Here is a 21,637-nt window from a genome sequence, read left to right as displayed (position 1 = left end):
AGTACAAGGGCTTCCGCCCGGCACGCCGAGAGCACGCACCAGCCGCCGCGGGGCCGCCCTACGGGCGACGACGGGAGTTTGACGACAGGCCCTAGCGGACGCGGGCGGAACCTCCCGGCCGGGGCCGCGGGTAGGTCCGCGACTGCTTGACGCTGCCGAAGGCGAAGCTCGACTCGATGGCCGCGATCCCGGGGATGGCGTGGATCCGGTCGCGCACCAGGGACTCGTACGCCTCCAGGTCCTCGATCACGACGCGCAGCAGGTAGTCGCTGCTCCCCGCCATCAGGTAGCAGTCCTGGATGTGCTCGATCACCGCGACGTGCTGCTCGAACAGCCGGACCGCCTCGGCCGTGTGCCGCTCCAGCCGGATGCGGACGAAGACGGTCACCGGCAGCCCGAACGCCACCTGGTCGACCATGGCCGTGTACCCGCGGATCAGGCCCGCCTCCTCCAGGCGCCGGACGCGGCGCAGGCAGGGCGAGGGGGAGAGGCGCACGCGGTCGGCGAGGTCCTGGTTGGACAGTCGCCCGTCGGCCTGCAATTCCCGGATGATCTGCAGATCGACTGCGTCCATGGCCACTCCTTGGCAGATTCTGCCCCAAACGTATGTCCGAGCGGCAGAACTGGCAATCGGCTGCCCCGCCCCAGGCCCTAGCGTTGCCCGTGAGCGGACCGGACCGGTGCGCACCCCTGAGGCTGGAGCAATTCCCTTGGTCGCTACGCACACCACCGAGGCGGCCGAAGTTCCCGACGCGGCGGGCCCGCGGGCCGGACACCCCGGCCCACGCGGGCTCTCCCCGCAGGCCCGCGGCATGGCCGCGCTGATCGTGACCGTGGCGATCTGGGCGGGCTTCGCGCTCAGCGCCCGCGCTCTTGGCGCCTCCACCCTGCGACCCGCCGACGCGGCCCTGCTGCGCTTCGGCGTCCCCCTCCTCGTCCTGCTGCCGGCCCTGTGGCGCCGACGGCACCGGATCGCCGCCGTCCGCCCCGGACCCGCCCTCAAGATCGTCTGCGGTGCCGGGGTGCCCTTCTTCCTCGCCGCCATGCACGGGGGCGCCCTGACCTCCGCCGCCTTCGTCGGCTCGATCGTCCCCGGCATGGTCCCGCTCTTCGTGGCCGCGATCATGGCCGCCCGAGGCAAGGGAGTGCCCCGCGGGACGCAGACCGTCGGACTGGCCCTGATCGCCGCCGGCGTCGCCGCGCTCGTGTGGCGCTACGTCGTCCCCGTCGACGCCGACGTCCTCCAGGGCGCCGGCACCCTGCTCGTGGCCAGCGGCCTGTGGGCCCTGTACACCGTGGGCCTGCGGGACGTCGACCTCGACCCGATCGGCTCCATCGGCCTGCTGTGCCTGCCCTCCTTCGCCGTCATCGCCCTCCTCGTCCTCACCGGCGTCCTGCCCACGGGCCTCGCCCAGGCCGCCGGGTCCGACATCGCCCTGTTCCTCGTCGTGCAGGGGCTCGGGGTGGGCCTGTGCGCCGGCCTGCTCTACGCCTTCGCCATCCGCTCCCTCGGCGCCGAGCGCAGCTCCGTCGTCGGCAGCCTCAGCCCCGTCGCCGTCGTCCTGCTCGCCGTGCCGGTGCTGGGCGAGAGGCCGACCGTCGCCGTCCTCGTCGGGGTCCCGCTGATCACCGTCGGCGTGGTCCTGGCCAACCGCCGCCCGCGCGCCCGGACCACCGCCGGCGCGGCCGCCACCGCCGCGGCCCCCGGCGCCACCGCACGTCCCGTCCCCGCCGTGTCCGCACCCCGTACCGAGGTTCCGTAGATGCTCGAGCTGCTCCCCCCGCCGCCCACCGACCCGCTGTGGGACCTGACGTACGAGTTCGGCGCCGACGAGCGGAGCGAACGCCTGGACCTCGTCCTCGGCGTCTACCGCGACCACACCGGACGCACGCCCGTCATGGCCGCCGTCCGCGAGGCCGAGATCAGGCTCGCCGAACGCTCCGCCTCCAAGGAGTACCGCGGCCTGTCCGGCAACGCCGCCTTCAACCGCGCCCTGCTGGGCCTCGTCCTCGGAGCCGAGGAGGCCGGCGGCTCCGCCGGTCGCGCCGCCGCCGTCCAGACCGTCGCCGGCTCCGGCGCGCTGCGCCTGCTGGCCGACCTGATCTGCCGGACCCGCCCCGGCACCACCGTGTGGATCAGCGACCCCGCCTACGTCAACCACCGCCCCATCCTGGAGGCCGCCGGACTGCGCGTCCGCCCCTTCGGCTGGTGCGCCCCCGACGGCGGCTTCGACTCCGACGGGGTCCTCGCCGCGCTGGGCGAGGCCCGCCGCGACGACGTCGTCCTGCTCCAGGGCTGCTGCCACAACCCGACCGGCGTCGACCCCTCGCGCGAGGACTGGGAGGCGCTGGCCGACCTCGCGGTGCGCGACGGCTGGGTGCCCTTCGTCGACCTCGCCTACCACGGGCTCGGCGACGGCCTGGAGGCCGACCTGGAACCCACGCGCCTGCTGGCCGCGCGGGTCCCGGAGATGCTCGTCGCCGTGAGCTGCTCGAAGAATTTCGGCCTCTACAGCGACCGGACGGGCTGCGCCATCGTCCTCGGCTCCTCGCGGCAGGCCGTGCGGCACGCCGAGACCGCCCTGCAGAACGCGGCCCGCACCCTGTACTCCATGCCGCCCGAGCACGGCGCCGCCGTGGTGACGACCATCCTGGAGGACGCCGGCCTCACGGCCGCCTGGCGGGCGGAACTCGACGTCATGCGCGGCCGGATCACCGCCCACCGCACCGAACTGGTCCGGCTGCTGACCGACCTGGGGCACGGCGCCCCGGCGCGCGTGCTCGCCGGACAGCGCGGGATGTTCTCCATGCTGCCGCTGACCGGCGAGGAGATGCTCCGCCTGCGCCGCCGGCACGCCATCTACGGGACCACCGCCGGACGCGTCAACATCGCGGGCATCCCCGCCGACCGCATCCCGTGCCTGGCCCGGGGCATGGCGGAGGTCCTGGCCGCGCGCTGACCTCGGGACGCCTCACGGAGGCGGGTGCGCCCCTTTCCGGTGTCGATGCGTATTCACGATTCCCCTCCGTATTCCGCCGCGGTCGAGAGCAGGCCGGCCGGTCGATCGTCGGCCGGAATACGGGGGGAATGGCCGAATAGAACTGACGCCGTCCGGTGGCGAGTTGGGCGTGTGGCATCATGGCCGCGTTGTCCGACCGCTGGGTTCGCCGGAGGACTGAGGATGAAGTTACCTGGCTCCGCGTTACCGGCGTCCGAGGAGAGGCGGCTCAGGCGTCGCCTGAGGAAGGTCCGCCAGAGCTGCGAGGCCCTGCTCGACGAGTGGGGCATGGAGCGCGGCTGCGGTATCGACGAACTCCACCGTTATTTGAGCGAACAGCGCCGTCGACCGATCCATTTGATATCCACGCCGTTCCCTGAACGGCATCTCTTCGGCATATGGCTCAAACTCGACGACTTCGACGTGATCGCGTTCGAGGAGGCGGCGTCCGCCTCCCACAAGGAACACATCATCGCCCACGAGCTCGCGCACATCGCTTTGGAACACAGCGGATCCGTGCGGCTGGACCAGACCGATCCGAGCCGCATTTTCTCCGACGTCGACCCGGAGGCCGTCCGCGGCGTCCTGGCCCGCTCCCGCTACAGCGACGACGAGGAGCAGGAGGCCGAGACCATGGCCTCGCTGATCCTCGCCCGCGCCGCGAAGCGCTGGACCGAACGGGCCTGGGGCGTCCCGGCGGACGCCGCCGAGATCGTGGCCCGCATCGAGAGCGGGCTGGGCCGCCCCGACCGACCCGAACAGGGGCCCGCGTGATCTACACGATCCTCGCCTGGGTCTGCGCCGGCGTGGGCCTCGCGGCCTTCGCCTACCGCCTCCCCGACCTCCTGCGCCGCCGCCAGGACATCGCCCTGTGGGCCCTGTGCACGTACTTCCTGTGTTCCGGCGTCAGCTTCCTCGTCGACCTGGACCTGCTGCGCCTGCACATCTCCGCCTTCTTCGGCCTGCCCAACATCACCTCGCTGATCACCCAGGTCGCCGTCGTCGTGCTCACCGCCGCCCAACAGGTGGTCCTCGTCTACTGGTCGGCCCCGCCCGACCGGGCCCCGGGCATGGCCCGCCGCCGTGTCGCGTTCTTCGGCGCGGCCCTCGCCGTCCTGATCGTCGCCTCCTTCGTCGTGGGACCCGTCGCCCGCTCGGAGACGGCCACCTCGACGATCCTGCTCAGCATCCAGCACCGCGGCTACGCCCTCTACATGACCTTCTACCTGCTGATCTGCGCCGTCGGACAGTTCGAGACGGTCCGGCTCTCGCTGCGCTTCACCACGATGGCCAACCGCCAGTGGCTCAAGGTCGGGATGCGCACGGTGACCGTGGGGGCCACCCTCATCCTCGTGTACTGCGTCACCCGCGGCATCCAGATCGCCGGCACCCGACTCGACTACGACGCCGCCGTCCTCGACCCCATCCAGTGGACCTGCGGCAGCGTCGGGGCCCTGCTCCAGATCGCCGGCTGGACCATCCCCTCCTGGGGCATCCACATCACCCGCACCCGGGGCTGGCTGCGCAGCTACCGCTCCTACCGGCGCCTGCGCCCCCTGTGGTGGGCGCTCTACCAGGCCACCCCGGACATCGCCCTCGACCCGCCGCGCTCCTGGGCGCGCGACCTCGTCCCGCCCCGGGACCCGCACTACAGCCTCTACCGGCGCGTCATCGAGATCCGCGACGGGCAGCTGATCCTGCGCACCTCCCTGTCCCTGGCCGAGTTCTCCCGCGTGGCCCGCTCCCTGGACCTCCCGGACGACCCCACCTCCCCCCTGGGCGAGGCCCTCCAGGTCCGGGCGGTCCTCGGACGTCCGCCCGAGGAGCGGGTGGCCCGCGCCGAACGGGCCGAGACCTCCGACATCCCCGAACGCCCGCCCTACGAGGACTTCCGCGACGAGGTGGAGTGGCTGACCGAGGTGGCCTCCTCCTTCGACGCCCTCGGCGCGCGGGGCCGCGCGGGGCGGATCGACGCCGGGCTCCTCGCCACCCGGAGCGGGTCCTGACCGGCCCGGCCGGCCCCCCGCCGGCGGCGTACGAGGGCGACGAGGACGCGGCGGCGCTGTGGGCCCGCTCCGCGGCCATGGCCCTCGTCGGCGTCGACGTCGCCCACGGCGCCACGGCGGCCGTCCCGGCCGTGCGCGAGGCCCTGCGCGCCGCGCGCGCCGTGCCCGGCACCGGCGCCGACCTGCTCGCGGCGCTCGCCGAGCTGTACGAGGTCGCGGGCTGGATCCTCTTCGACGCCGGCCACTACCGGGGCGCCCGCCGGATGAACGCGCGCGCCCTGCGCCTCGCCGCCCGCTGCGGCGACGACTGGACCGCACGCCTGGTCCTGCTCAACCACAGCATGCTCGCCGCGCACACCGGCCGCCCGCGCGCCGCCCTGGAGGCCGCCTCCCGGGTACGGGGGCGGCGGCCGCTGCCGGCCAGGGTCGCCGGGCTCGTGCAGATCCGGCAGGCGCACGCGCTGGCCCTGCTGGGCGGCCACGCGCGCCCCCTGGAGCTGATCTCCCGCGCCCGGAACCTCTTCCTGGACGGCGTGTCGCGCCACGACCCGCCCTGGGCCTGGTGGATCGACGAGGTCGAACTGCTCGGGCACCGGGGCTGGGTCGAGGCCCGGCTGCGCCGCTGGGACCGGGCCGTCCCCCTGCTGTACGAGGCGGCCACCGCTCCCGGCCCCGCCTACCGGCACCTGTTCACCGCCGAGCTGCTGTCGGCGCTGGCCCGGGCCGGGGCCTGGCGGGAGGCGGAGGCGCTGATCGGGCGGATCGCGCCGACGGCCGCCGCCATCGGCTCCGCGCGGACGACCGAGACCCTGGCCCGGACGGCGGCGGAACTGCGCGGGCGGCCGGACGCGCCCCCGGCGCTGCGGGACGCGGCGGTGTTCCTGCGCCGGTCCCTGCCACCGGGGCCCCGACCCCTCTAGCCGGCCCGCCGGCACCGGGGCGCCCGCCCCGCCCGCCCCGCACCGACCCGCGCCGCGATCGACGGCGCGGCGGCACGAAGCCCCACGCCCCCACGACCCCTTCGACCGATCCCCCCGCTCCACCGTCCCCACCGCCCCACCGACCCCAGACGGGAACCCATGCCCCAGATCCGCATCACGACCCCCGCGGCCGTCCTCCTCGCGGCCGCCGCCCTCCTGCTCACCTTCGGCGGACCCGCCCCGCAGGTCCCCCTCGACACCCGCGCCGTCACGGCGACGGCGGACCGGGACGAGGCGTCCGCGCGGGGCACCGCCTACGTCTCCACCCACCTCTACTTCGGCACCGGGCGCCACGACGGCCACCCGCCCATCACCGAGGAGGAGTTCATGAAGTTCGTCGCGGACGTGGTCACGCCCCGCTTCCCCTCGGGACTGACGCTCCAGGAGGCGCGCGGCCAGTGGCGCGACAAGGAGGGCGACATCAACAAGGAGAGATCGTACGAGCTGACGGTGATGTACCCGGTGCGCGAGGCCCACGCCCGTAACGCCGACATCGAGTACATCCGCCGCCTGTACTGCTCGACCTGGCAGCTGGAGTCCGTGGGCCGGGCCGACGTACGGGCGCAGGTCGACTTCTGACGCGGGAGCGGGGGCGTCCGGCGACGCCGGGGCAGAGCGAACGGTCCGGTTCACCCGCCGAGACCCCGCCCCGGCCCGCCGCGCGCCCCCGCGCCCGACGCCCGCCCCCGCCCCGGCTCCTGTCGCCCGTCTCCCCTGCCTGTACCCTGCGGCAGCGCCCGCACCCGAGCCCTCGGATAGGGTGAATCGGTAGGAATCGGACCCCCCGGGGTGAGGTCGGTGCATTGGACACGTACCAGTCGACGAGCGAGGCGCCCGATCCGCCACCGATGGCGGCCGTCGGGTACGCGGGCGTTCTGCGCGAGCTGCTGCCGATCGCCCTGTGGCGCGAGGACGCCGACGGGCGCGTCGTCGAGTGGTCCCTGGCCGCCCAGGACCTGCTCGGCCACCGCCCCGAGGACATCCTCGGACGCCCCGGCACGGCCGTGCTCGTCCCCGAGGCCAACCAGGAACTCGCCGAGGACCTGACGCGCCGCGTCCAGGCGGGGGAGACCGTCGTCGGCACCCTCCCGGTACGCCACCGCGACGGCCACCGGGTGCCGATGGAGATGTGGATCGTGCCCGCCGCCGACCCGCAGGGCCGTACGGGGGCCATGCTCATCGCCGTCGAGACCTCCGAGGTCCTGCACATGCGGGACTCCCTCGCCGCCCTCCAGAGCCTGTTCACCCAGTCCCCGATAGGCCTCGCCACCCTCGGCACCGACCTGCGCTTCCTGCGGGTCAACGACGCCCTGGCCCGGATGAACGGCGTCCCCGCCGCCGACCACCTGGGCAGACGCCTGAGCGAGGTCGTGCCCGGGGTCAACGCCGTCGCCCTGGAGGCGACCATGCGCCAGGTACTGGAACGCGGCACCGCCGTCGTCGACGTCCGCCGCACCGGCCGCACCCCCGCCGACCCCGACCACGACCGCACCTGGTCCTGCTCCTACGCCCCCCTCCTCGACGTCGGCGGCCGACCGCTCGGCCTGATCGCCTCCCTCATCGACATCACCGAGAGCCAGCGGGCCCACCGCGAGGTCGAACGGGCCCGGACCCGCTTCGCCCTCCTCGCCGAAGCCGGCACCCGCATCGGAACCACCCTCGACCTGCGCCGCACCGCCGAGGAGATCGTGGAGCTGCTGGTGCCGCAGCTCGCGGACTCGGCCGACGTACAGCTCCTGGAGGCCGTCCTCGAACCCGACGAGGCCGCCGCCTCCACCCACGGCGTCCTGCGCCGGCTCGCCGCGACCTTCCCCGACCCCGAGGCCCCCACCGCCCGACTGGCCCCCGGCCAGACCTTCCAGATCCCCGCCGACACCGTCTACGAACGGGTCATCGCCGACGGCGTCCCGATGAACCTCTACGTCTCCGACATCCCGGCCCTCATCACCGACCCCCGCGCCGGAGCCCTGCGGGACTACCTCGCCACCCTCGGCTCGGCCCGCATGGTCCCGCTGGTGGCCCGCGGCAAGGTGATCGGGGCCGTCGCCGTGACCAGGCTGCGCGCACGCGAACCCTTCGACGCCCAGGACTGCGTCCTCATCGACGAACTCGTCGCCCGCGCCGCCCTCAACATCGACAACGCCCGGATGTACACCACCCAACGGCAGGCCGCCCTCACCCTCCAGCGCAGCCTGACCAACAGCGCCCTGCCCCGGGTGGCGGGACTGGAACTGACCGGCCGCTACCTGCCCGCCAGCGAGCACGACGTCGGCGGCGACTGGTTCGACGTGATCCAGCTGCCGCGCGGACGCACCGGCCTGGTCATCGGGGACGTGATGGGACACGGCATCCACGCCGCCGCCGTCATGGGTCAGCTCCGCACGGCCGTGCGCACCCTGGCCCGGCTCGACGTACCGCCCGCCGAGATGCTGCGCTCGCTCGACGCGGTGGTCGCCGACCTGGGCGAGGACGAGATGGCGACCTGCGTGTACGCCGTCCACGACCCGGCCGCCGGCGGCTGCGTCGTCGCCCGCGCCGGCCACCCGCCCCCCGCCGTGGCGGCCCCCGACGGAACGGTCCGCTTCCTCCAGGGGCCTCCCGGCACCCCGCTGGGCACCGGCGGCGGCCACGCCTTCCGCACCGAGGAGGTGCCGCTCCCGCCCGGCAGCCTCCTCGCCCTGTACACCGACGGCCTCATCGAGAGCCGCGACCGGGACCTCGACGAGGGCATGGACCGGCTCGCGCACGCCCTGCGGCAGCCCGCACGGCCGCTGGAGGAGCTCTGCGAGGGGATCCTGACCCGGCTGCTGCCGGGGGCCGCCCAGGACGACGTGGCCGTCCTCCTGGCCCGTACGGCCGCCCCCTGACCCCCGCGCCGGCCCGGCGGGCGGGGCAGGGGGCGGCGGTCACCAGGCCAGGTCCTCCAACGCGTCCAGGTCCGGCTCCGGCAGCACCGGCTCCCCGCCGGAAGGGGACAGCTCCGCCCAGATGACCTTGCCGCGCTCCGTGTACCGCGTACCCCACCGCTCGGCGTACTGCGCCACCAGGAACAGCCCGCGCCCGCCCTCGTCCGTGGTGGCGGCGTACCGCAGGTGCGGCGAGGTGCTGCTGCCGTCCGACACCTCGCAGATCAGGTTCCGGTCGCGCAGCAGCCGCACCCGCACCGGCGCGGAGCCGTACCGGATCGCGTTCGTGATCAGCTCGCTGAGGACCAGCTCCGCCGTGAAGGAGACCTCCTCCAGCCCCCAGGCCGCCAACTGCCCGGCCGCCAGCCGGCGCACCCGCGAGACGGCCTCCGGGTTCCCGGGCACCTCCCACTCGGCGATCCGGTCCGCCTCCAGCCGCCGCGTGTCCGCGACCAACAGGGCGATGTCGTCGCTCGGCGCCGGGAACAGCAGCGCCGTCAGCACGTCCGCGCACGCCTGCTCGGGGCTGCGCCCCGGCCGGGCCAGGGCCTCGCCCAGCAGCGCCAGACCGGTGTCGAAGTCCCGGTCGCGGTCCTCCAACAGCCCGTCGGTGAAGAGCACCAGCCGGCTCCCCTCGGGCAGCCGCAGCGTCGTCGCCTCGAACGGCATGCCGCCCACGCCCAGGGGCAGCCCCGTCGGCAGCTCCGGGAACTCCACGCGCCCGTCCGCGTGCACCAGGGCGGGCCCCGGATGACCGGCGCTGGCCATCGCGCACACGCCCGACACCGGGTCGTAGACGGCGTACAGGCAGGTGGCGCCCGTGATGCCGGCGGCCCCCTCGCCCTCCTCGCCCTCCTCGGCCCCCGCGGTTCCCGTCAGGGCGCTCGCGGCCTGCGGGTCGGGCGGGCCCGGGCGCCCGCCCCCGCCCTCGGCGGCGGCGCCGCTCTCCAACTGGTCGATCCGGTCGATCAGCTCGTCCAGGTGGCCCAGCAGCTCGTCCGGCGGCATGTCCAGCGTCGAGAAGTTGTGCACGGCCGTCCGCAGCCGGCCCATCGTCGCCGCCGCGTGCACCCCGTGACCCACGACGTCGCCCACCACCAGCGCCACCCGGGCCCCCGGCAGCGGGATCACGTCGAACCAGTCACCGCCCACCCCCGCCTTCGCCGGCAGGTACCGGAAGGCGACGTCCACCGCCGTCAGGTCCGGCAGCACCCGCGGCAGCAGGCTGCGCTGGAGCGTCACGGCGGTGGCGTGCTCCCGGGTGTAGCGGCGCGCGTTGTCGATGGAGACGGCGGCGCGGGCGCCCAGCTCCTCCGCGAAGGACAGGTCCTCCTCGTCGAACGCGTCGGGCGTGTCGACCCGCCAGAAGTTCGCCATGCCCAACACCACGCCGCGCGCCTGGAGCGGTACGGAGATCAGCGAGTGCAGCCCGTAGTCCAGGGCCACCCGGGTGCCGGCCGGGTCCTGCGCCCGCCAGCCCATCGCGGCGTGCAGATCGGCGGCGAGCACCGCCCGCCCGGCCTCCAGCGCGGCGGCCATCGGAGCCGTCGGCACCTCGAAGCGGATGGTGTCCCCGACCGGCTGGAGCGGCTGGTCCGTACGGATCCCCGACATGGCCGCGCGGCGCATCCGGGTGTGCGTCCCGCCCGTCGCCGAGGGCTCGTCCCCGCGCAGCACCGGCTCCAGCAGCTCGACGGTCACGAAGTCCGCGAACCGCGGCACGGCCACCTCCGACAGCTCCTCGGCGGTGCGCACCACGTCCAGGGTGGTGCCGATGCGCACGCCGGCGTCGTAGAGCAGCTGGAGCCGTTCGCGGGCCACCTCCGCCCGCCCGGAGAGCGCCGCCAGCTCGGTGGTGTCGCGCAGCGTCATCACGCTGCCCGACGGTTCCCCGGCGAAGGGCTCGGTGGGACGTACGTTGACGGCGAGGAACCGGTCGCCCGCCAGGTGGACCTCGTCGGTCGCGACCCGGCCCGAGACGAGCAGCTCCACCGTGCGCGGATCGAGGCCCAGGTCGGTCACGTGGCGGGCCTCGGCGTCGGCCGGCAGGTCCAGCAGCCGTCGGGCCTCGTCGTTGGCGAGCAGCAGCCGGTGCTCGGCGTCGACGATGAGGACGCCCTCGCGCACCGCGTGCAGGACGGCCTCGTGGTGCTCGTTCATCCGGGCCATCTCGGCCGCTCCCAGGCCCCGGGTCTGGCGCCGCAGCCGGCCGCTCACCAGGGCGGCGCCGCCCGTGCCGAGCAGCAGGGCGACGACGGTCGCGCCCACCAGCAGCGGCAGCTGCTTCTCGACGGCGTCACCCACGTTGTTGACCTCGATGCCGGTGGAGACCAGCCCGACGACCGCGCCGCTCGCGTCGCGTACGGGGACCACGGCCCGGACGGCGTTGCTGGGGGCGCCCTCGAAGGTCTCCGTGAAGGACTCCCCGGCCACCGCGCGGGCCAGGTCCCCGGTGGCGCGCCGACCGATCAGCTCGGGGCGGGAATCGGTGTAGCGGACGCCGTCGCGGCCGAGGACGGCCACGAAGTCCAGCCCCGACGCCTTGCGGGCGCCGTCGGCCAAGGGCTGGAGCACGGCCGTCGGGTCGGAGGCCTTCAGCGCGGCGGGCAGCCCCGGGGCGCGGGCGAAGGCCTCGGCGGCGGCGAGCGAGCGGTTGCGGGCGTCGTTCTGGCTGTCGTACCGCGCCTGGAAGAACAGGGCGAAGGCGGCGGCGGTGATCAGCACCAGCACGATCACCGCCTGGAGCGCGAAGACCTGGCCGGCGACACTGCCCGGGATCACGGAGAGCCGCGCGAGCAGGCCAGGCGGCCGCGCCTCCCGATGCCGACCCGAACGTCCGCTCATGAGCCATTTCTAACACTGTCGCCGGTTATGGGAGCGTTGGCCGCCGCCGAGCGGTACGCGCGGGGGCTCATGCCGACCTGGGCGCCGAAGTGCTGGCGGAAGGTGACCTCGCTGGCGAACCCGGCCCGCCGCGCCACCTCCGGCACGGGATGGTCGGTGCGCTCCAGCAGTTTCCGGGCCTCGTCGAGGCGCCGGGAGAGCAGCCACCTGTGCGGGGTGGTGCCGGTGGACGCGGCGAAGTGCCGGGCGAACGAGCGCGGCGACATGCCCGCCCAACCGGCCAGGGTGGCCACGTCCAGCGGCTCGTGGAGCCGCCGCAGGGCCTGCCGGCGTACGGCGGCCAGCGCCTCGGCGGTCCGGTCGGCGGCCGGGGTGGGCCGGTCCAGGTACTGCGCGTGGTCCCCGGCGCGGAAGGGGCCGGTGACCATCGAGCGGGCGACGGCCGCGGCGGCCTCCGCCCCGTGCGCCTCGCGGACCAGGTGCAGGCACAGGTCGATCCCGGAGGCCACCCCGGCGGAGGTCCACAGCCCGTCGTCCTCGACGAACAGCGGCGCCTCCTCGACCACGATCCCGGGATGGCGGGCCGCGAGCCGCCCCGCCAGCCACCAGTGCGTCACCGCCCGGCGCCCCTCCAGCAGCCCCGCCTCCGCCAGCACGAACGCACCCGCGCACAGGGCGGCCACCGGGATGCCCCTCGCGTGCGCCTCCCGCAGGGCGGCGAGGACGGGCTCGGGCGTCGGGTCGGTCGGCTCGGCCAGGGCCGGCACGACCACCAGATCGGCCCGCGCCAGCCAGTCGAGACCCCGGTCGGGGGTGAGGGTGAGGCCGCCCGGCAGGGTGATCGGCCCCGGCTCCAGCGCGCAGCGGCGCAGCTCGAAGACGGGGACCCCGAGGTGACTGCGGTCCGGACCCCAGACCTCGGTGACGACGGCGAGGTCGAAGGCGCGGATCCCGGGCTGGGCGACGATGGCGACGCGGCGCATGCGGCCACTGTGCCAGAGGATGCCGGGTAACTCCTGCCACGCTGGCAGGATCCCATCGTTTCGCGTCCCCGCAGCCGCCGGCCGCGGGGCCGCGCGCCGCCCAGGATGGGGCCATGACACAGACCGCGATCGAGATCGCCGACAACAGCGCCCTGCTCGTCATCGACGTCCAGAAGGGCTTCGACGCCGCCGCCTACTGGGGCCCGCGCGACAACCCGGACGCCGAGACCAACATCGCGGCCCTCATGGACGCCTGGCGGGAGTCCGGCCGCCCGATCGTGCTCGTCCGGCACGCCTCCGTGCAGCCCGGCTCCGTCCTCGCCCCCGAGCACCCGGGGCACGCCTTCAAGGACCTGGTGCGGGAGCGCCGCCACGAGGACGACCTGCTGGTGACCAAGACCGTCAACTCGTCCTTCTACGGAACCCCGGACCTGGCCGCCTGGCTCACCGACCGCGGCATCGGCCAGCTGGTCCTCACCGGGATCCAGACCAACATGTGCGTGGAGACCACCGCCCGCATGGCCGGCAACCTCGGCTACGACGTCCTGGTGCCCCTCGACGCCACCCACACCTTCGACCTCGCCGACGGCACCGGCCCCGGCGGCCTCTCGCTGACCGCGGCGCAGCTCGCCACCGCCACCGCCGTGAACCTCCAGGGCGGCGGCTTCGCCCGGATCGTGACCACCGCCGAGGTGCTCGCGGCCGTGGGCGAGCGGGTCACCGCGTAACGGCCGCGCGCGGGCGTGCCGGGGCGGGATCGGGCCCGCGGGATCCGGGGCGGGCGACGGCGAAGGCCCGCACCCCCGTCGTCTCGGGGTACGGGCCTTCGGCCTGGCGTGTCGCGACCGCGTCAGAGCACGTCGGCGGCGATGTTCTCCGCGACCCGCTCCAGCAGGGGACCGGCGTTCGGGATGGACTTGGCCGGGTCGGGCTCCAGGTCGGTCAGCGGGTAGGCGCGGCGGATGCCGGCCGCCTCCAGGGCCGCCTGGTCCAGCAGGAGCCGACCGCAGACCGCCACGACCGGCTTGCCCGCCGCGCGCGCCGCCGCCGCCACGCCCGCCGGGGCCTTGCCGTGCAGGGTCTGCTCGTCGAGGGAACCCTCACCGGTGATGACCAGCGTGGCCCGCTCCAGCGCCGGCGCGAAGCCGAGTACCTCCAGCATCAGCTCGATGCCGGGCCGGAAGCTCGCGCCGACCAGCAGGGCGCCGTAGCCGATGCCGCCCGCGCCGCCCGCGCCCGGGGAGGCCGCGAGCGTGGCGGCCTCGGCGCCGATGGACTTCTCCAGCACCCGCGCGTAGTGCGCCAGCGCCGCGTCCAGGGTCGCCACGTCCTCGGGGGAGGCGCCCTTCTGCGGGCCGTACACCGCCGCGCAGCCCTTCGGGCCGGTCAGCGGGTTGTCCACGTCGCTGGCCAGGACGAAGTCCACCTCGGCGAAGCGGGGGTCGATCCCGGACAGGTCGGCCGAGGCCAGATCCGCCAGGGCGCCGCCGCCCGGACCGACCGGTTCGCCGTTCGCGTCCAGGAACACCGCGCCCAGCGCCGCCAGCATGCCGGCGCCGCCGTCGGTGGTGGCGCTGCCGCCCACGCCGAAGACGAGGGAGGTCGCGCCCGCGTCCAGCGCGGCCTTCAGGACCTCGCCGGAGCCGTACGTGGTGGCCGTCAGCGGGGCGAAGGTGCCCGCGGGCAGCAGCTGGAGCCCGGAGGCCTCCGCCATCTCCACCACAGCCGTGCCGTCGCGCAGCGCGAAAGCGGCCGTGACCTGCTCGCCGAGGGGTCCGGTGACCCGTACCTCCCGGCGTTCGAACCCGGCCGCCACGGCGGCCGCGACGGTCCCGTCGCCGCCGTCCGCGACGGGGAGGGTCTCGACCTCCACGTCCGGAACGGCCCTGCGAAGGCCCGCCGTCACCCGCTCCGCGACCTGAACGGCCGTGAGCGAGCCCTTGAATTTGTCCGCGGCGATGAGCACGCGCGCGGTCTCAGTTACTGCTCCGTCCGTCACCTTGCTAATCCCTTGCTATCGAACAGTGCAGTCGCGCCACCATGAGCCTATCCGGAGGATCCTCCTATGCCCATGGGTGGCCTGGCTCACATCCGGCGCGCCATGCGCCTAAATACGGATATACGTCTGCATAGTGTGGCCGCATGAGTGCGGATTCACTGGAACAGGCACATCCGGATACTCCGGGTGGAGGCTCCGACGACCGGGACGACGGCACGCCCGACCTCACCGTCGTCGGCATCGGGGTGATCGCCGTGCTGGCCGTCGTCGCCTGGGCCGCCCTGGGCAAGGACTCCTTCGACGGCGCGTCGAGCAGCGCCCTCGGCTGGGTGCTGGAGAACTTCGCCTGGCTCTTCGTGATCGCCGCCGACGTGTTCCTCGTCATGTGCGTCGTCCTCGCCATCAGCCGCTTCGGCCGGATCCGCCTCGGCGCCGACGACTCCGAACCCGAGTTCACGAACCTCTCGTGGATCGCGATGATGTTCAGCGCCGGCATGGGCATCGGCCTGATGTTCTACGGCGTGGGCGAACCCCTCACCCACTACCTGAACCCGCCCCCGGCGGCCGGCGCCGCCGCCGGCACGGGAGCCGCCGCCCGCGCAGCCCTCGACTACTCCTTCTTCCACTGGACCCTCACCCCCTGGGCGATCTACGGCATCGCCGGCCTCGCCCTCGCCTACGCCACCTTCCGCAAGGGCCGCGGCAACCGCCTCAGCTCCGCCTTCGTCCCCCTCATGGGCGAGGAGCGCGCCCGGGGATGGCAGGGCAAGACCATCGACCTGCTCGCCGTCTTCGCCACCGTCTTCGGCACCGCCACCAGCCTCGGCCTCGGCGCCCTCCAGGTCGCCGAGGGCCTGGACATCACCACCGGCCTGAAGGCCTCCACCGGCGTCGAGCTGGTCATCATCGCCTCCCTGTCCGCCGCCTTCGTCCTGTCCGCCTTCTCCGGGCTGCACAAGGGCGTCAAATGGCTCAGCACCGCCAACATCGTGCTCGCCGCCGCCCTGATGCTCTTCGTCTTCGTCCTCGGCCCGACCGTCTACGTCCTCGACGTCATCCCGGCGAGCGTCGGCAGCTACCTCCACGAACTGCTGCCCATGGCCACCCGCACCGGAGCCTTCACCGACAGCGCCTGGCTCGGCGCCTGGACGATCTTCTACTGGGCGTGGTGGCTCTCCTGGGCCCCCTTCGTCGGCACCTTCATCGCCCGCATCTCGCGCGGCCGCACCATCCGGGAATTCCTCGTCGGCGTCCTCCTCGTCCCCAGCGGAGCCACCGTCGTCTGGTTCTGCGTCATGGGCGGCACCGCCATCCGCCTCGACTCCACCGGCGCCGCCGACCTCGCCTCCGCCGTCAAGGAGGGCGCGGAGGCCTCCCTGTTCGCCATGCTCGACGCCCTGCCGCTCGGCACCGTCAGCTCCTGGGTGGCCATGCTCCTGGTGATGACCTACTTCGTCACCAGCGCCGACTCCGCCTCCCTCGTCATGGGCTCGCTCACCAGCCGCGGCTCCCTGCACCCGCCCACCTGGCTGGTCGTCACCTGGGGCGTCCTGATGGCCGCCGTCGCCGCCGTCCTGCTCGTCGCCGGCGGCCTCAAGTCCCTCCAGACCGCCACCATCCTCGTCGCCCTGCCCTTCGTGATCGTCATGCTCCTGCTGTGCTGGGCCCTGGTGAAGGAACTGCGCGAGGACCCCGGAGCCGGCCCCGCCCGCCACCACGCCCTGCACGGACTGCGCGACGCCGTGAAGGCCATGGTCGGCGACGCCGTCAGCGAGCACGGGCCCGCCCGCCACCCCCGCCTGCGCCGCGTCGCGGAGTCCAGGGGGCGCGAGCGCGAGGACGGCGCCCACCCGCAGGAGTGATCACGGGGCCGCCCGCCGTGACGCCCGGGACCGCCGGTTAGGGTGGCGCCGTGACCACCACCGATGACTACGCCGCCTACATCGCGAGCCTGCCCCGGGTGTTGGCCGGGGCCGCCGCCCTCTTCCGCGACACCGAGGGCCGCGTCCTGCTCGTCGAGCCCAACTACCGCGCGGGCTGGGCCCTCCCCGGCGGCACGATCGAGTCCGACCACAACGAATCCCCCCGCGCCGCCGCCCGCCGCGAGAGCGCCGAGGAGATCGGCCTCGACGTACCGCTCGGCCGGCTCCTCGCCGTCGACTGGAGCGTCGAGGAAGGCCGCCCCCCGCTCGCCGCCTACCTCTACGACGGCGGCGTGCTCGACGCCGACCGGCTGGCCTCCATCACCCTCCAGGAAGAGGAACTCCTCTCCTGGAAACTGGTCGAACCCGACGAACTCACCACGTACCTCCCCGGATCGCTCGGCCGCCGCACCCGGGAGGCCTACCAGGCGCTCCTGACCGGCGAGGGCCCCGTGGAGCTGGAGAACGGCCGCCGACCCGCGACCGCGTAACAGGCCCCGCCCGACGCCCCGCGCCACCGGCCTTACCGGACGCGGCAGTTGTCCACAGCCTCCATCGACCAGGGCAGAATCTACTGATGATCACCATGTACGCCTGGCCCAGCACCGCCGACGGCACCGACGCCCTCCCCATGGTCCACTTCACCACCGACGAACAGTCCGCCGGCGAGGTCACCCCCGAGGGGGAGTCGGTCTGGATGTTCGACAGCGCGATACGCGAGGGCGGCTGGGCCTCCTTCGAGGACTTCGAGGGCTGGTCCGCGCCCGCCGAGGGCTGGCAGGCCTTCTACCGCCGCGAGGACGACCTCCTCGCCGTCACCGGCCCCGGCGCCTGCGAAGGCTGGTACCAGGGCCGCCTCGGCGCCGACGAGGACTGGGTGACGGCCGCCGCCACCCAGCAGAGCGTCGTCCTGCTCGCCGCCCCCGTCCAACACCCGTCCCTCTACGCCTACGCCGTCGAGGCGGGCGCGGGCTTCGCCCTCCTCGTCCCCCTCGCCGTGATCTGACGCCCCGAGAACGGGCCCGAGAACGGGCCCGGGTCCCGGGCCCTCAACGGCCCGCGCCCTCGCTCTCGAACTCCAGCAGCCGCACCTTGCGCTCGATGCCACCGCCGTACCCGGTCATCGAGCCCGAGGCGCCGATCACCCGGTGACAGGGCACGATGATGCCGACCGGGTTCTTCCCGTTCGCCAACCCCACCGCACGCGAGGCGTTCGGCTTGCCCAGCTCCGCCGCCAACCGCCCGTAGGACCACGTCTGCCCGTACGGGATCCGCGTCAACTGCTCCCACACGCTGCGCTGGAACTCCGTCCCCTCCAGCCGCACCGCCACGGTGAACTCCGTCAGCTCCCCGGCGAAGTACGCCGCCAGCTGCCGCACCACCTCCGGGAACGGCTCCTCGCCCGGCGCCACCCGCTCACCGAAGGACTCCTCCGCCGGACGGTGGCGCTGCCCCGTCATGTACAGCCCGCACAGGACCCCGTCGGCCGCGACCAGCGTCAGCGGACCGTAGGGGCTCTCGACGACGGTGTGCTGCTTGCTGCTCACGACTGCGCTGCTCATGACTGTGCTCCTCGAACGGGCGGCAGATGGTTGATGGCGTGGTCCTCGGTGGCCCACAGGTACTGCACGGCGTACGCCCGCCAGGGCCGCCAGTGCGCCGCGCGGGCGGTCAGGGCCGCCGGAGTGGCGGGCAACCCCAGACCCCGGGCCGCGCGGCGCACCCCGAGATCGGACGGCAGGAACGCGTCGGGATCGCCCAGCGCCCGCATCGCGATGATCTCCGTGGTCCACGGACCGAAACCGGGCAACGCGTTCAACCGCGCGCGGGCCGCCTCCCAGTCGCTGTCGATGCCCAACGGCAGCGAGCCGTCGGCCAACGCCGCGATCAGGGTGGTCAACGTGGTGCGCCGGCTGCGCGGCATGGACAACGCCTCGGGGTCGAGGTCCGCCAGCGCCTGCGGATCGGGGAACAGGTGCGTCAGCCCGCCCTGCGGATCCTCCACCTTCTCCCCGTACGCCGTCACCAGCCGGGCCGCGTGCGTGCGCGCGGCGGCCGTGGACACCTGCTGCCCCAGGACCGCCCGTACGGCGAACTCCGCCGCGTCCACGGTCCGGGGCACCCGCCGCCCCGGAGCCTTGTCCACGAGCGGTGCCAGCAGCGGATCGGCGCGCAGCTGCCCGTCGACGGCCTCCGGGTCGGCGTCCAGGTCGAGCAGCCGGCGGCAGCGGCTGATGGCGATGGTGAGGTCGCGCAGGTCGGTCAGCGCCAGCCGGCAGCCGATGTGGTCGGGGCCGGGGGTCAGGGCCACGACGCCCGTGCCGTACGGCAGCCGCAGCGTCCGGCGGTAGGCCCCGTCCCGCCACTCCTCCACCCCGGGCACGGCCGTCGCGACGAGGTGCCCGAAGAGGTTGTCGGGGTTCAGGGGCGCCCGGTAGGGCAGCCGCAGGGCCAGCGTGCCGGGGACGCGCGGCCCGGCCGTACGGGGGCCGGCGCGCTCGGCCCGCTCGCGCAGGGCGCTGGGGGCCAGGGCGAAGACCTCGCGCACGGTGTCGTTGAAGGTCCGGATGGAGGAGAAGCCCGCGGCGAAGGCCACGTCGCCCATCGGGAGGGTGGAGGTCTCGATGAGCAACCGGGCGGTCTGCGCTCGCTGCGCCCGGGCCAGGGCCAGCGGTCCGGCGCCCAGCTCGGCGAGGAGCTGGCGCTCGACCTGCCGGGTGGAGTAGCCGAGCCGGGCCGCGAGCCCGGGGACGCCCTCGCGGTCCACGACGCCGTCCTGGATGAGCCGCATCGCGCGGGCCACGGCGTCGGCGCGGGCGTTCCACTCGGGGGAGCCGGGGCTGGTGTCGGGCCGGCAGCGCTTGCAGGCCCGGTACCCGGCCTGCTGGCAGGCGGCGGCGCTGGGCAGGAAGCTCATGTTCTCGACCTTGGGCGGCACGGCCGGGCAGCTCGGTCGGCAGTAGATCCCGGTGGTCCGCACGGCGGTGAAGAACCAGCCGTCGAAGCGGGCGTCCTTCGACCGCACGGCCCTGACGCAGCGGTCGGTGTCGGTGTACATGGCTCCAGGATCCCGGGCGGCCACCGCCGGGGCTGGCGGTTTTCCGACATCAAGCGTAGCCCCGGGCGGGGTGGCGAGGACCGGGGTCGGGGTCCGGCGGGGAAGGACGCGGGTCGTGGCGCGGAGGGGGCGGCGGGGGCGGCGAGGGGCGGGGTCGGGGTGCGGCGGGGGTGGGAGTGGGGTGGGGTGGTGTCCGGGGTAGGCATGATTTATGGCCCCCGAGCGGGGTCCGGAGAGAACCCGGCGGTTTGGGCCACAAATCACGTTTTACACCCCGGACACCACCCCACCCCACTCCCACCCCCGCCGCCGGGGTCCCCCACTTCCCACCCCGGCCCACGAGGACCCAGGGCCGTGCCCCACGGCAGACGCGACCGCTGCGGCGGCGGAGACCCGCGCGCCGCCCGCAGCCTGGTGGACGATGCCCGGCCGGCCGGCCGGACGCCCCGCCCTCCGTGCGCCGCCCGCAGCCTGCTGCCCGGGGCGTGGTGGGTGGTGCCCGGTGAGCGGAGGGCCATCCCCGTGGCCGTGGCCGTGCCCGTCGCGGTGCGTTGTCCTCCGGCTGCCCGGCTGCCCGGCTGCCCGGCTGCCCGGCTGCCCGCCTGCCCGCCTGCCCGCCTGGCTCGCCCGGGGTGGCGGGCTCGGGGTGGCGGGCTCGGGAGGGAGTCGGGGGAGCCGGGGACGGGGGTGGGGCGGGGTGGTGTCCGGGGTGTAAAACGTGATTTGTGGCCCATACCGCCGGTCCGCTTCGGGACCCCGCCAGGGGGCCATAAATCATGCCTACCCCGGACACCACCCCGCCCCACCCCCGGCCCCGGCGGCGCGGCCCCCCGCCCAGGCCCCCGCAGCCCCCCCGGTACGCGAAAGGGCCCCCGGTGCCCATCGGCACCGGGGGCCCTTTCGGAGCGGCTTACGGGAGCTGCGCGGCGCGGGCCTCGCGGCGGTTGTGGCGGAAGGTGTTGGCCCTCCGCGTCGTCGCGAAGAGCGGGATCGTGGCCGCCAGCGCGATCTGCAGGGCGCAGCCGGTCTGGAGCAGCAGCTGACCGCCCGGGGCGTCGAACGCCCAGGCCGCCAGCAGCCCCATGGCGCCGACGATCCAGCTGAGCATGGCGGCCGCGAGGACGCCCCGCGGCTTCGGGTACTCGACCCGGCTCACCATCAGCCAGGCCACGCCGACGATCGCCAGCAGGGTCGGGATGAAGGGGAGCTCCAGCAGCACGATGGAGACGACCGTCAGGGCCCCGAAGGGGCTCGGCATGCCCTGGAACATGCCGTCCTTCATGGTCACGCAGCTGAATCTCGCGAGCCTGAGGACCACCGCCAGCAGGACGACGATGGCCGCGAGCGCGGACACCTTCTGGTGGGCGTCGTCCGCGACCATGCCGTAGACCAGCACGAAGTACGCGGGCGCCAGCCCGAAGCTGATCAGGTCCGACAGGTTGTCGAGCTCGGCGCCCATCGGCGAGCTGCGCAGCTTGCGGGCCACGATGCCGTCGAAGAGGTCGAAGACCGCCGCGAGGAGCATCAGTATCACCGCGGTCGCCGCGCTGTGCCGGGCCATGCCCGACTCGCCGCTGCCGGTGAGGTGCGGGATGAGGATTCCGGTGGTGGTGAAGTACACCGCCATGAATCCGCAGGTCGCGTTGCCGAGGGTGAGGGTGTCCGCTATCGACAGCCGCAGCGAGAGCGGCATGTCGTCGGCGTCGTCCTCCTCCTTGGCCTCGGGCACCCAGCCGGTGGCGGGAGTCTCAGGGTCAGTCACGGTCAATTCGGGTCACCCCCGCGGTGGTGGTCTGACCGACCTCGACCGCGACCTCGACGCCCTCGGGGAGGTAGATGTCGACGCGGGAGCCGAAGCGGATCAGGCCGATGCGTTCGCCCTGCTCCACCTTGGTTCCGGCCGGCAGGTACGGGACGATGCGACGGGCGACGGCGCCGGC

General features: G+C 74.3%; 19 protein-coding genes. 11 read left to right on the top strand and 8 right to left on the bottom strand.

Annotated elements, in window-relative coordinates:
• Window positions 1-91 precede the first annotated feature (91 nt).
• The gene (locus AB0D01_RS38445; RefSeq protein ID WP_363063836.1) at window positions 92-574 is read right to left on the bottom strand and encodes an Lrp/AsnC family transcriptional regulator; all 483 of its coding nucleotides are present in this window, start codon (window positions 572-574) and stop codon (window positions 92-94) included.
• A 136-nt stretch (window positions 575-710) separates the two neighbouring features.
• On the opposite strand from AB0D01_RS38445, the gene AB0D01_RS38440 reads away from it, so the two are divergent.
• The 7 genes from AB0D01_RS38440 (at window position 711) to AB0D01_RS38410 (ending at window position 8,852) form a co-directional block, all read left to right on the top strand.
• A complete protein-coding gene (locus AB0D01_RS38440; RefSeq protein WP_363063834.1) occupies window positions 711-1,763 on the top strand; it encodes a DMT family transporter in 1,053 nt (350 codons plus the stop codon).
• Window positions 1,764-2,960 carry an aromatic amino acid transaminase gene (locus AB0D01_RS38435; RefSeq protein WP_363063832.1) on the top strand — a complete coding sequence of 399 codons (1,197 nt, stop codon included), beginning with the start codon at window positions 1,764-1,766 and terminating at the stop codon, window positions 2,958-2,960.
• 222 nt (window positions 2,961-3,182) lie between these two features.
• Window positions 3,183-3,773 carry a hypothetical protein gene (locus AB0D01_RS38430; RefSeq protein WP_363063830.1) on the top strand — a complete coding sequence of 197 codons (591 nt, stop codon included), beginning with the start codon at window positions 3,183-3,185 and terminating at the stop codon, window positions 3,771-3,773.
• Window positions 3,770-5,005, top strand: a complete 1,236-nt coding sequence (locus AB0D01_RS38425; RefSeq protein ID WP_363063828.1) for an MAB_1171c family putative transporter — start codon at window positions 3,770-3,772, stop codon at window positions 5,003-5,005. The genes AB0D01_RS38430 and AB0D01_RS38425 overlap by 4 nt, the downstream gene beginning before the upstream one ends.
• Before the next feature lie 77 nt (window positions 5,006-5,082).
• Window positions 5,083-5,925 carry a DNA-binding protein gene (locus tag AB0D01_RS38420; protein WP_363063826.1) on the top strand — a complete coding sequence of 281 codons (843 nt, stop codon included), beginning with the start codon at window positions 5,083-5,085 and terminating at the stop codon, window positions 5,923-5,925.
• A gap of 159 nt (window positions 5,926-6,084) precedes the next feature.
• Complete coding sequence (locus AB0D01_RS38415; RefSeq protein ID WP_363063824.1) at window positions 6,085-6,564, top strand: DUF3574 domain-containing protein; 480 nt, start codon at window positions 6,085-6,087, stop codon at window positions 6,562-6,564.
• A gap of 224 nt (window positions 6,565-6,788) precedes the next feature.
• On the top strand, window positions 6,789-8,852 hold the full coding sequence (locus AB0D01_RS38410) for a SpoIIE family protein phosphatase (protein ID WP_363063822.1): 2,064 nt from the start codon (window positions 6,789-6,791) through the stop codon (window positions 8,850-8,852).
• Between the two features lie 39 nt (window positions 8,853-8,891).
• Here AB0D01_RS38410 and AB0D01_RS38405 read toward each other — a convergent pair whose 3' ends face one another.
• Window positions 8,892-11,735 carry a SpoIIE family protein phosphatase gene (locus AB0D01_RS38405; protein ID WP_363063820.1) on the bottom strand — a complete coding sequence of 948 codons (2,844 nt, stop codon included), beginning with the start codon at window positions 11,733-11,735 and terminating at the stop codon, window positions 8,892-8,894.
• Window positions 11,732-12,718 (bottom strand): helix-turn-helix domain-containing protein, encoded by a 987-nt coding sequence (locus tag AB0D01_RS38400; RefSeq protein ID WP_363063818.1) that lies wholly within the window; start codon window positions 12,716-12,718, stop codon window positions 11,732-11,734. Before AB0D01_RS38400 ends, AB0D01_RS38405 begins: the two co-directional genes overlap by 4 nt.
• A gap of 113 nt (window positions 12,719-12,831) precedes the next feature.
• Here AB0D01_RS38400 and AB0D01_RS38395 point away from each other — a divergent pair, with 113 nt between their 5' ends.
• Window positions 12,832-13,446, top strand: coding sequence for a cysteine hydrolase family protein (locus tag AB0D01_RS38395; RefSeq protein WP_363063816.1), 615 nt, complete (start codon window positions 12,832-12,834; stop codon window positions 13,444-13,446).
• A gap of 122 nt (window positions 13,447-13,568) precedes the next feature.
• Here AB0D01_RS38395 and AB0D01_RS38390 read toward each other — a convergent pair whose 3' ends face one another.
• The gene (locus tag AB0D01_RS38390) at window positions 13,569-14,717 is read right to left on the bottom strand and encodes a glycerate kinase (protein WP_363063814.1); all 1,149 of its coding nucleotides are present in this window, start codon (window positions 14,715-14,717) and stop codon (window positions 13,569-13,571) included.
• Window positions 14,718-14,860: 143 nt separating this feature from the next.
• On the opposite strand from AB0D01_RS38390, the gene AB0D01_RS38385 reads away from it, so the two are divergent.
• The 3 genes from AB0D01_RS38385 (at window position 14,861) to AB0D01_RS38375 (ending at window position 17,645) form a co-directional block, all read left to right on the top strand.
• The gene (locus AB0D01_RS38385) at window positions 14,861-16,579 is read left to right on the top strand and encodes a BCCT family transporter (RefSeq protein ID WP_363063812.1); all 1,719 of its coding nucleotides are present in this window, start codon (window positions 14,861-14,863) and stop codon (window positions 16,577-16,579) included.
• Between the two features lie 50 nt (window positions 16,580-16,629).
• On the top strand, window positions 16,630-17,130 hold the full coding sequence (locus tag AB0D01_RS38380; RefSeq protein WP_363063811.1) for an NUDIX hydrolase: 501 nt from the start codon (window positions 16,630-16,632) through the stop codon (window positions 17,128-17,130).
• A gap of 86 nt (window positions 17,131-17,216) precedes the next feature.
• Window positions 17,217-17,645, top strand: coding sequence for a hypothetical protein (locus AB0D01_RS38375; RefSeq protein ID WP_363063809.1), 429 nt, complete (start codon window positions 17,217-17,219; stop codon window positions 17,643-17,645).
• Between the two features lie 43 nt (window positions 17,646-17,688).
• On the opposite strand, the gene AB0D01_RS38370 is transcribed toward AB0D01_RS38375, so the two are convergent.
• The 4 genes from AB0D01_RS38370 to AB0D01_RS38355 all read right to left on the bottom strand — a co-directional run.
• Window positions 17,689-18,201, bottom strand: a complete 513-nt coding sequence (locus tag AB0D01_RS38370) for a methylated-DNA--[protein]-cysteine S-methyltransferase (protein ID WP_363063807.1) — start codon at window positions 18,199-18,201, stop codon at window positions 17,689-17,691.
• Window positions 18,198-19,697, bottom strand: a complete 1,500-nt coding sequence (locus AB0D01_RS38365; protein ID WP_363063805.1) for an AlkA N-terminal domain-containing protein — start codon at window positions 19,695-19,697, stop codon at window positions 18,198-18,200. Before AB0D01_RS38365 ends, AB0D01_RS38370 begins: the two co-directional genes overlap by 4 nt.
• Window positions 19,698-20,607: 910 nt before the next feature.
• A complete protein-coding gene (gene pssA / locus AB0D01_RS38360; protein WP_363063838.1) occupies window positions 20,608-21,426 on the bottom strand; it encodes a CDP-diacylglycerol--serine O-phosphatidyltransferase in 819 nt (272 codons plus the stop codon).
• 25 nt (window positions 21,427-21,451) lie between these two features.
• On the bottom strand, window positions 21,452-21,637 hold a 186-nt coding region (locus tag AB0D01_RS38355), incomplete at its 5' end, for a phosphatidylserine decarboxylase (protein WP_363063803.1).

The sequence above is a fragment of the Streptomyces sp. NPDC048606 genome (assembly GCF_040650855.1).
GTDB lineage: Bacteria > Actinomycetota > Actinomycetes > Streptomycetales > Streptomycetaceae > Streptomyces.
Note: the sequence above shows the minus strand (reverse complement) of the source record. Positions and strands in the feature narration are given on the sequence as shown.

What these genes read in the sequence shown, in the direction of transcription:
- AB0D01_RS38445 (WP_363063836.1), bottom strand. Translation starts at nt 574, where the DNA reads ATGGACGCAGTCGATCTGCAGATCATCCGGGAATTGCAGGCCGACGGG.
- AB0D01_RS38435 (WP_363063832.1), top strand. Translation starts at nt 1,764, where the DNA reads ATGCTCGAGCTGCTCCCCCCGCCGCCCACCGACCCGCTGTGGGACCTG.
- AB0D01_RS38430 (WP_363063830.1), top strand. Translation starts at nt 3,183, where the DNA reads ATGAAGTTACCTGGCTCCGCGTTACCGGCGTCCGAGGAGAGGCGGCTC.
- AB0D01_RS38420 (WP_363063826.1), top strand. Translation starts at nt 5,083, where the DNA reads ATGGCCCTCGTCGGCGTCGACGTCGCCCACGGCGCCACGGCGGCCGTC.
- AB0D01_RS38415 (WP_363063824.1), top strand. Translation starts at nt 6,085, where the DNA reads ATGCCCCAGATCCGCATCACGACCCCCGCGGCCGTCCTCCTCGCGGCC.
- AB0D01_RS38405 (WP_363063820.1), bottom strand. Translation starts at nt 11,735, where the DNA reads ATGAGCGGACGTTCGGGTCGGCATCGGGAGGCGCGGCCGCCTGGCCTG.
- AB0D01_RS38400 (WP_363063818.1), bottom strand. Translation starts at nt 12,718, where the DNA reads ATGCGCCGCGTCGCCATCGTCGCCCAGCCCGGGATCCGCGCCTTCGAC.
- AB0D01_RS38395 (WP_363063816.1), top strand. Translation starts at nt 12,832, where the DNA reads ATGACACAGACCGCGATCGAGATCGCCGACAACAGCGCCCTGCTCGTC.
- AB0D01_RS38385 (WP_363063812.1), top strand. Translation starts at nt 14,861, where the DNA reads ATGAGTGCGGATTCACTGGAACAGGCACATCCGGATACTCCGGGTGGA.
- AB0D01_RS38375 (WP_363063809.1), top strand. Translation starts at nt 17,217, where the DNA reads ATGATCACCATGTACGCCTGGCCCAGCACCGCCGACGGCACCGACGCC.
- AB0D01_RS38370 (WP_363063807.1), bottom strand. Translation starts at nt 18,201, where the DNA reads ATGAGCAGCGCAGTCGTGAGCAGCAAGCAGCACACCGTCGTCGAGAGC.
- AB0D01_RS38365 (WP_363063805.1), bottom strand. Translation starts at nt 19,697, where the DNA reads ATGTACACCGACACCGACCGCTGCGTCAGGGCCGTGCGGTCGAAGGAC.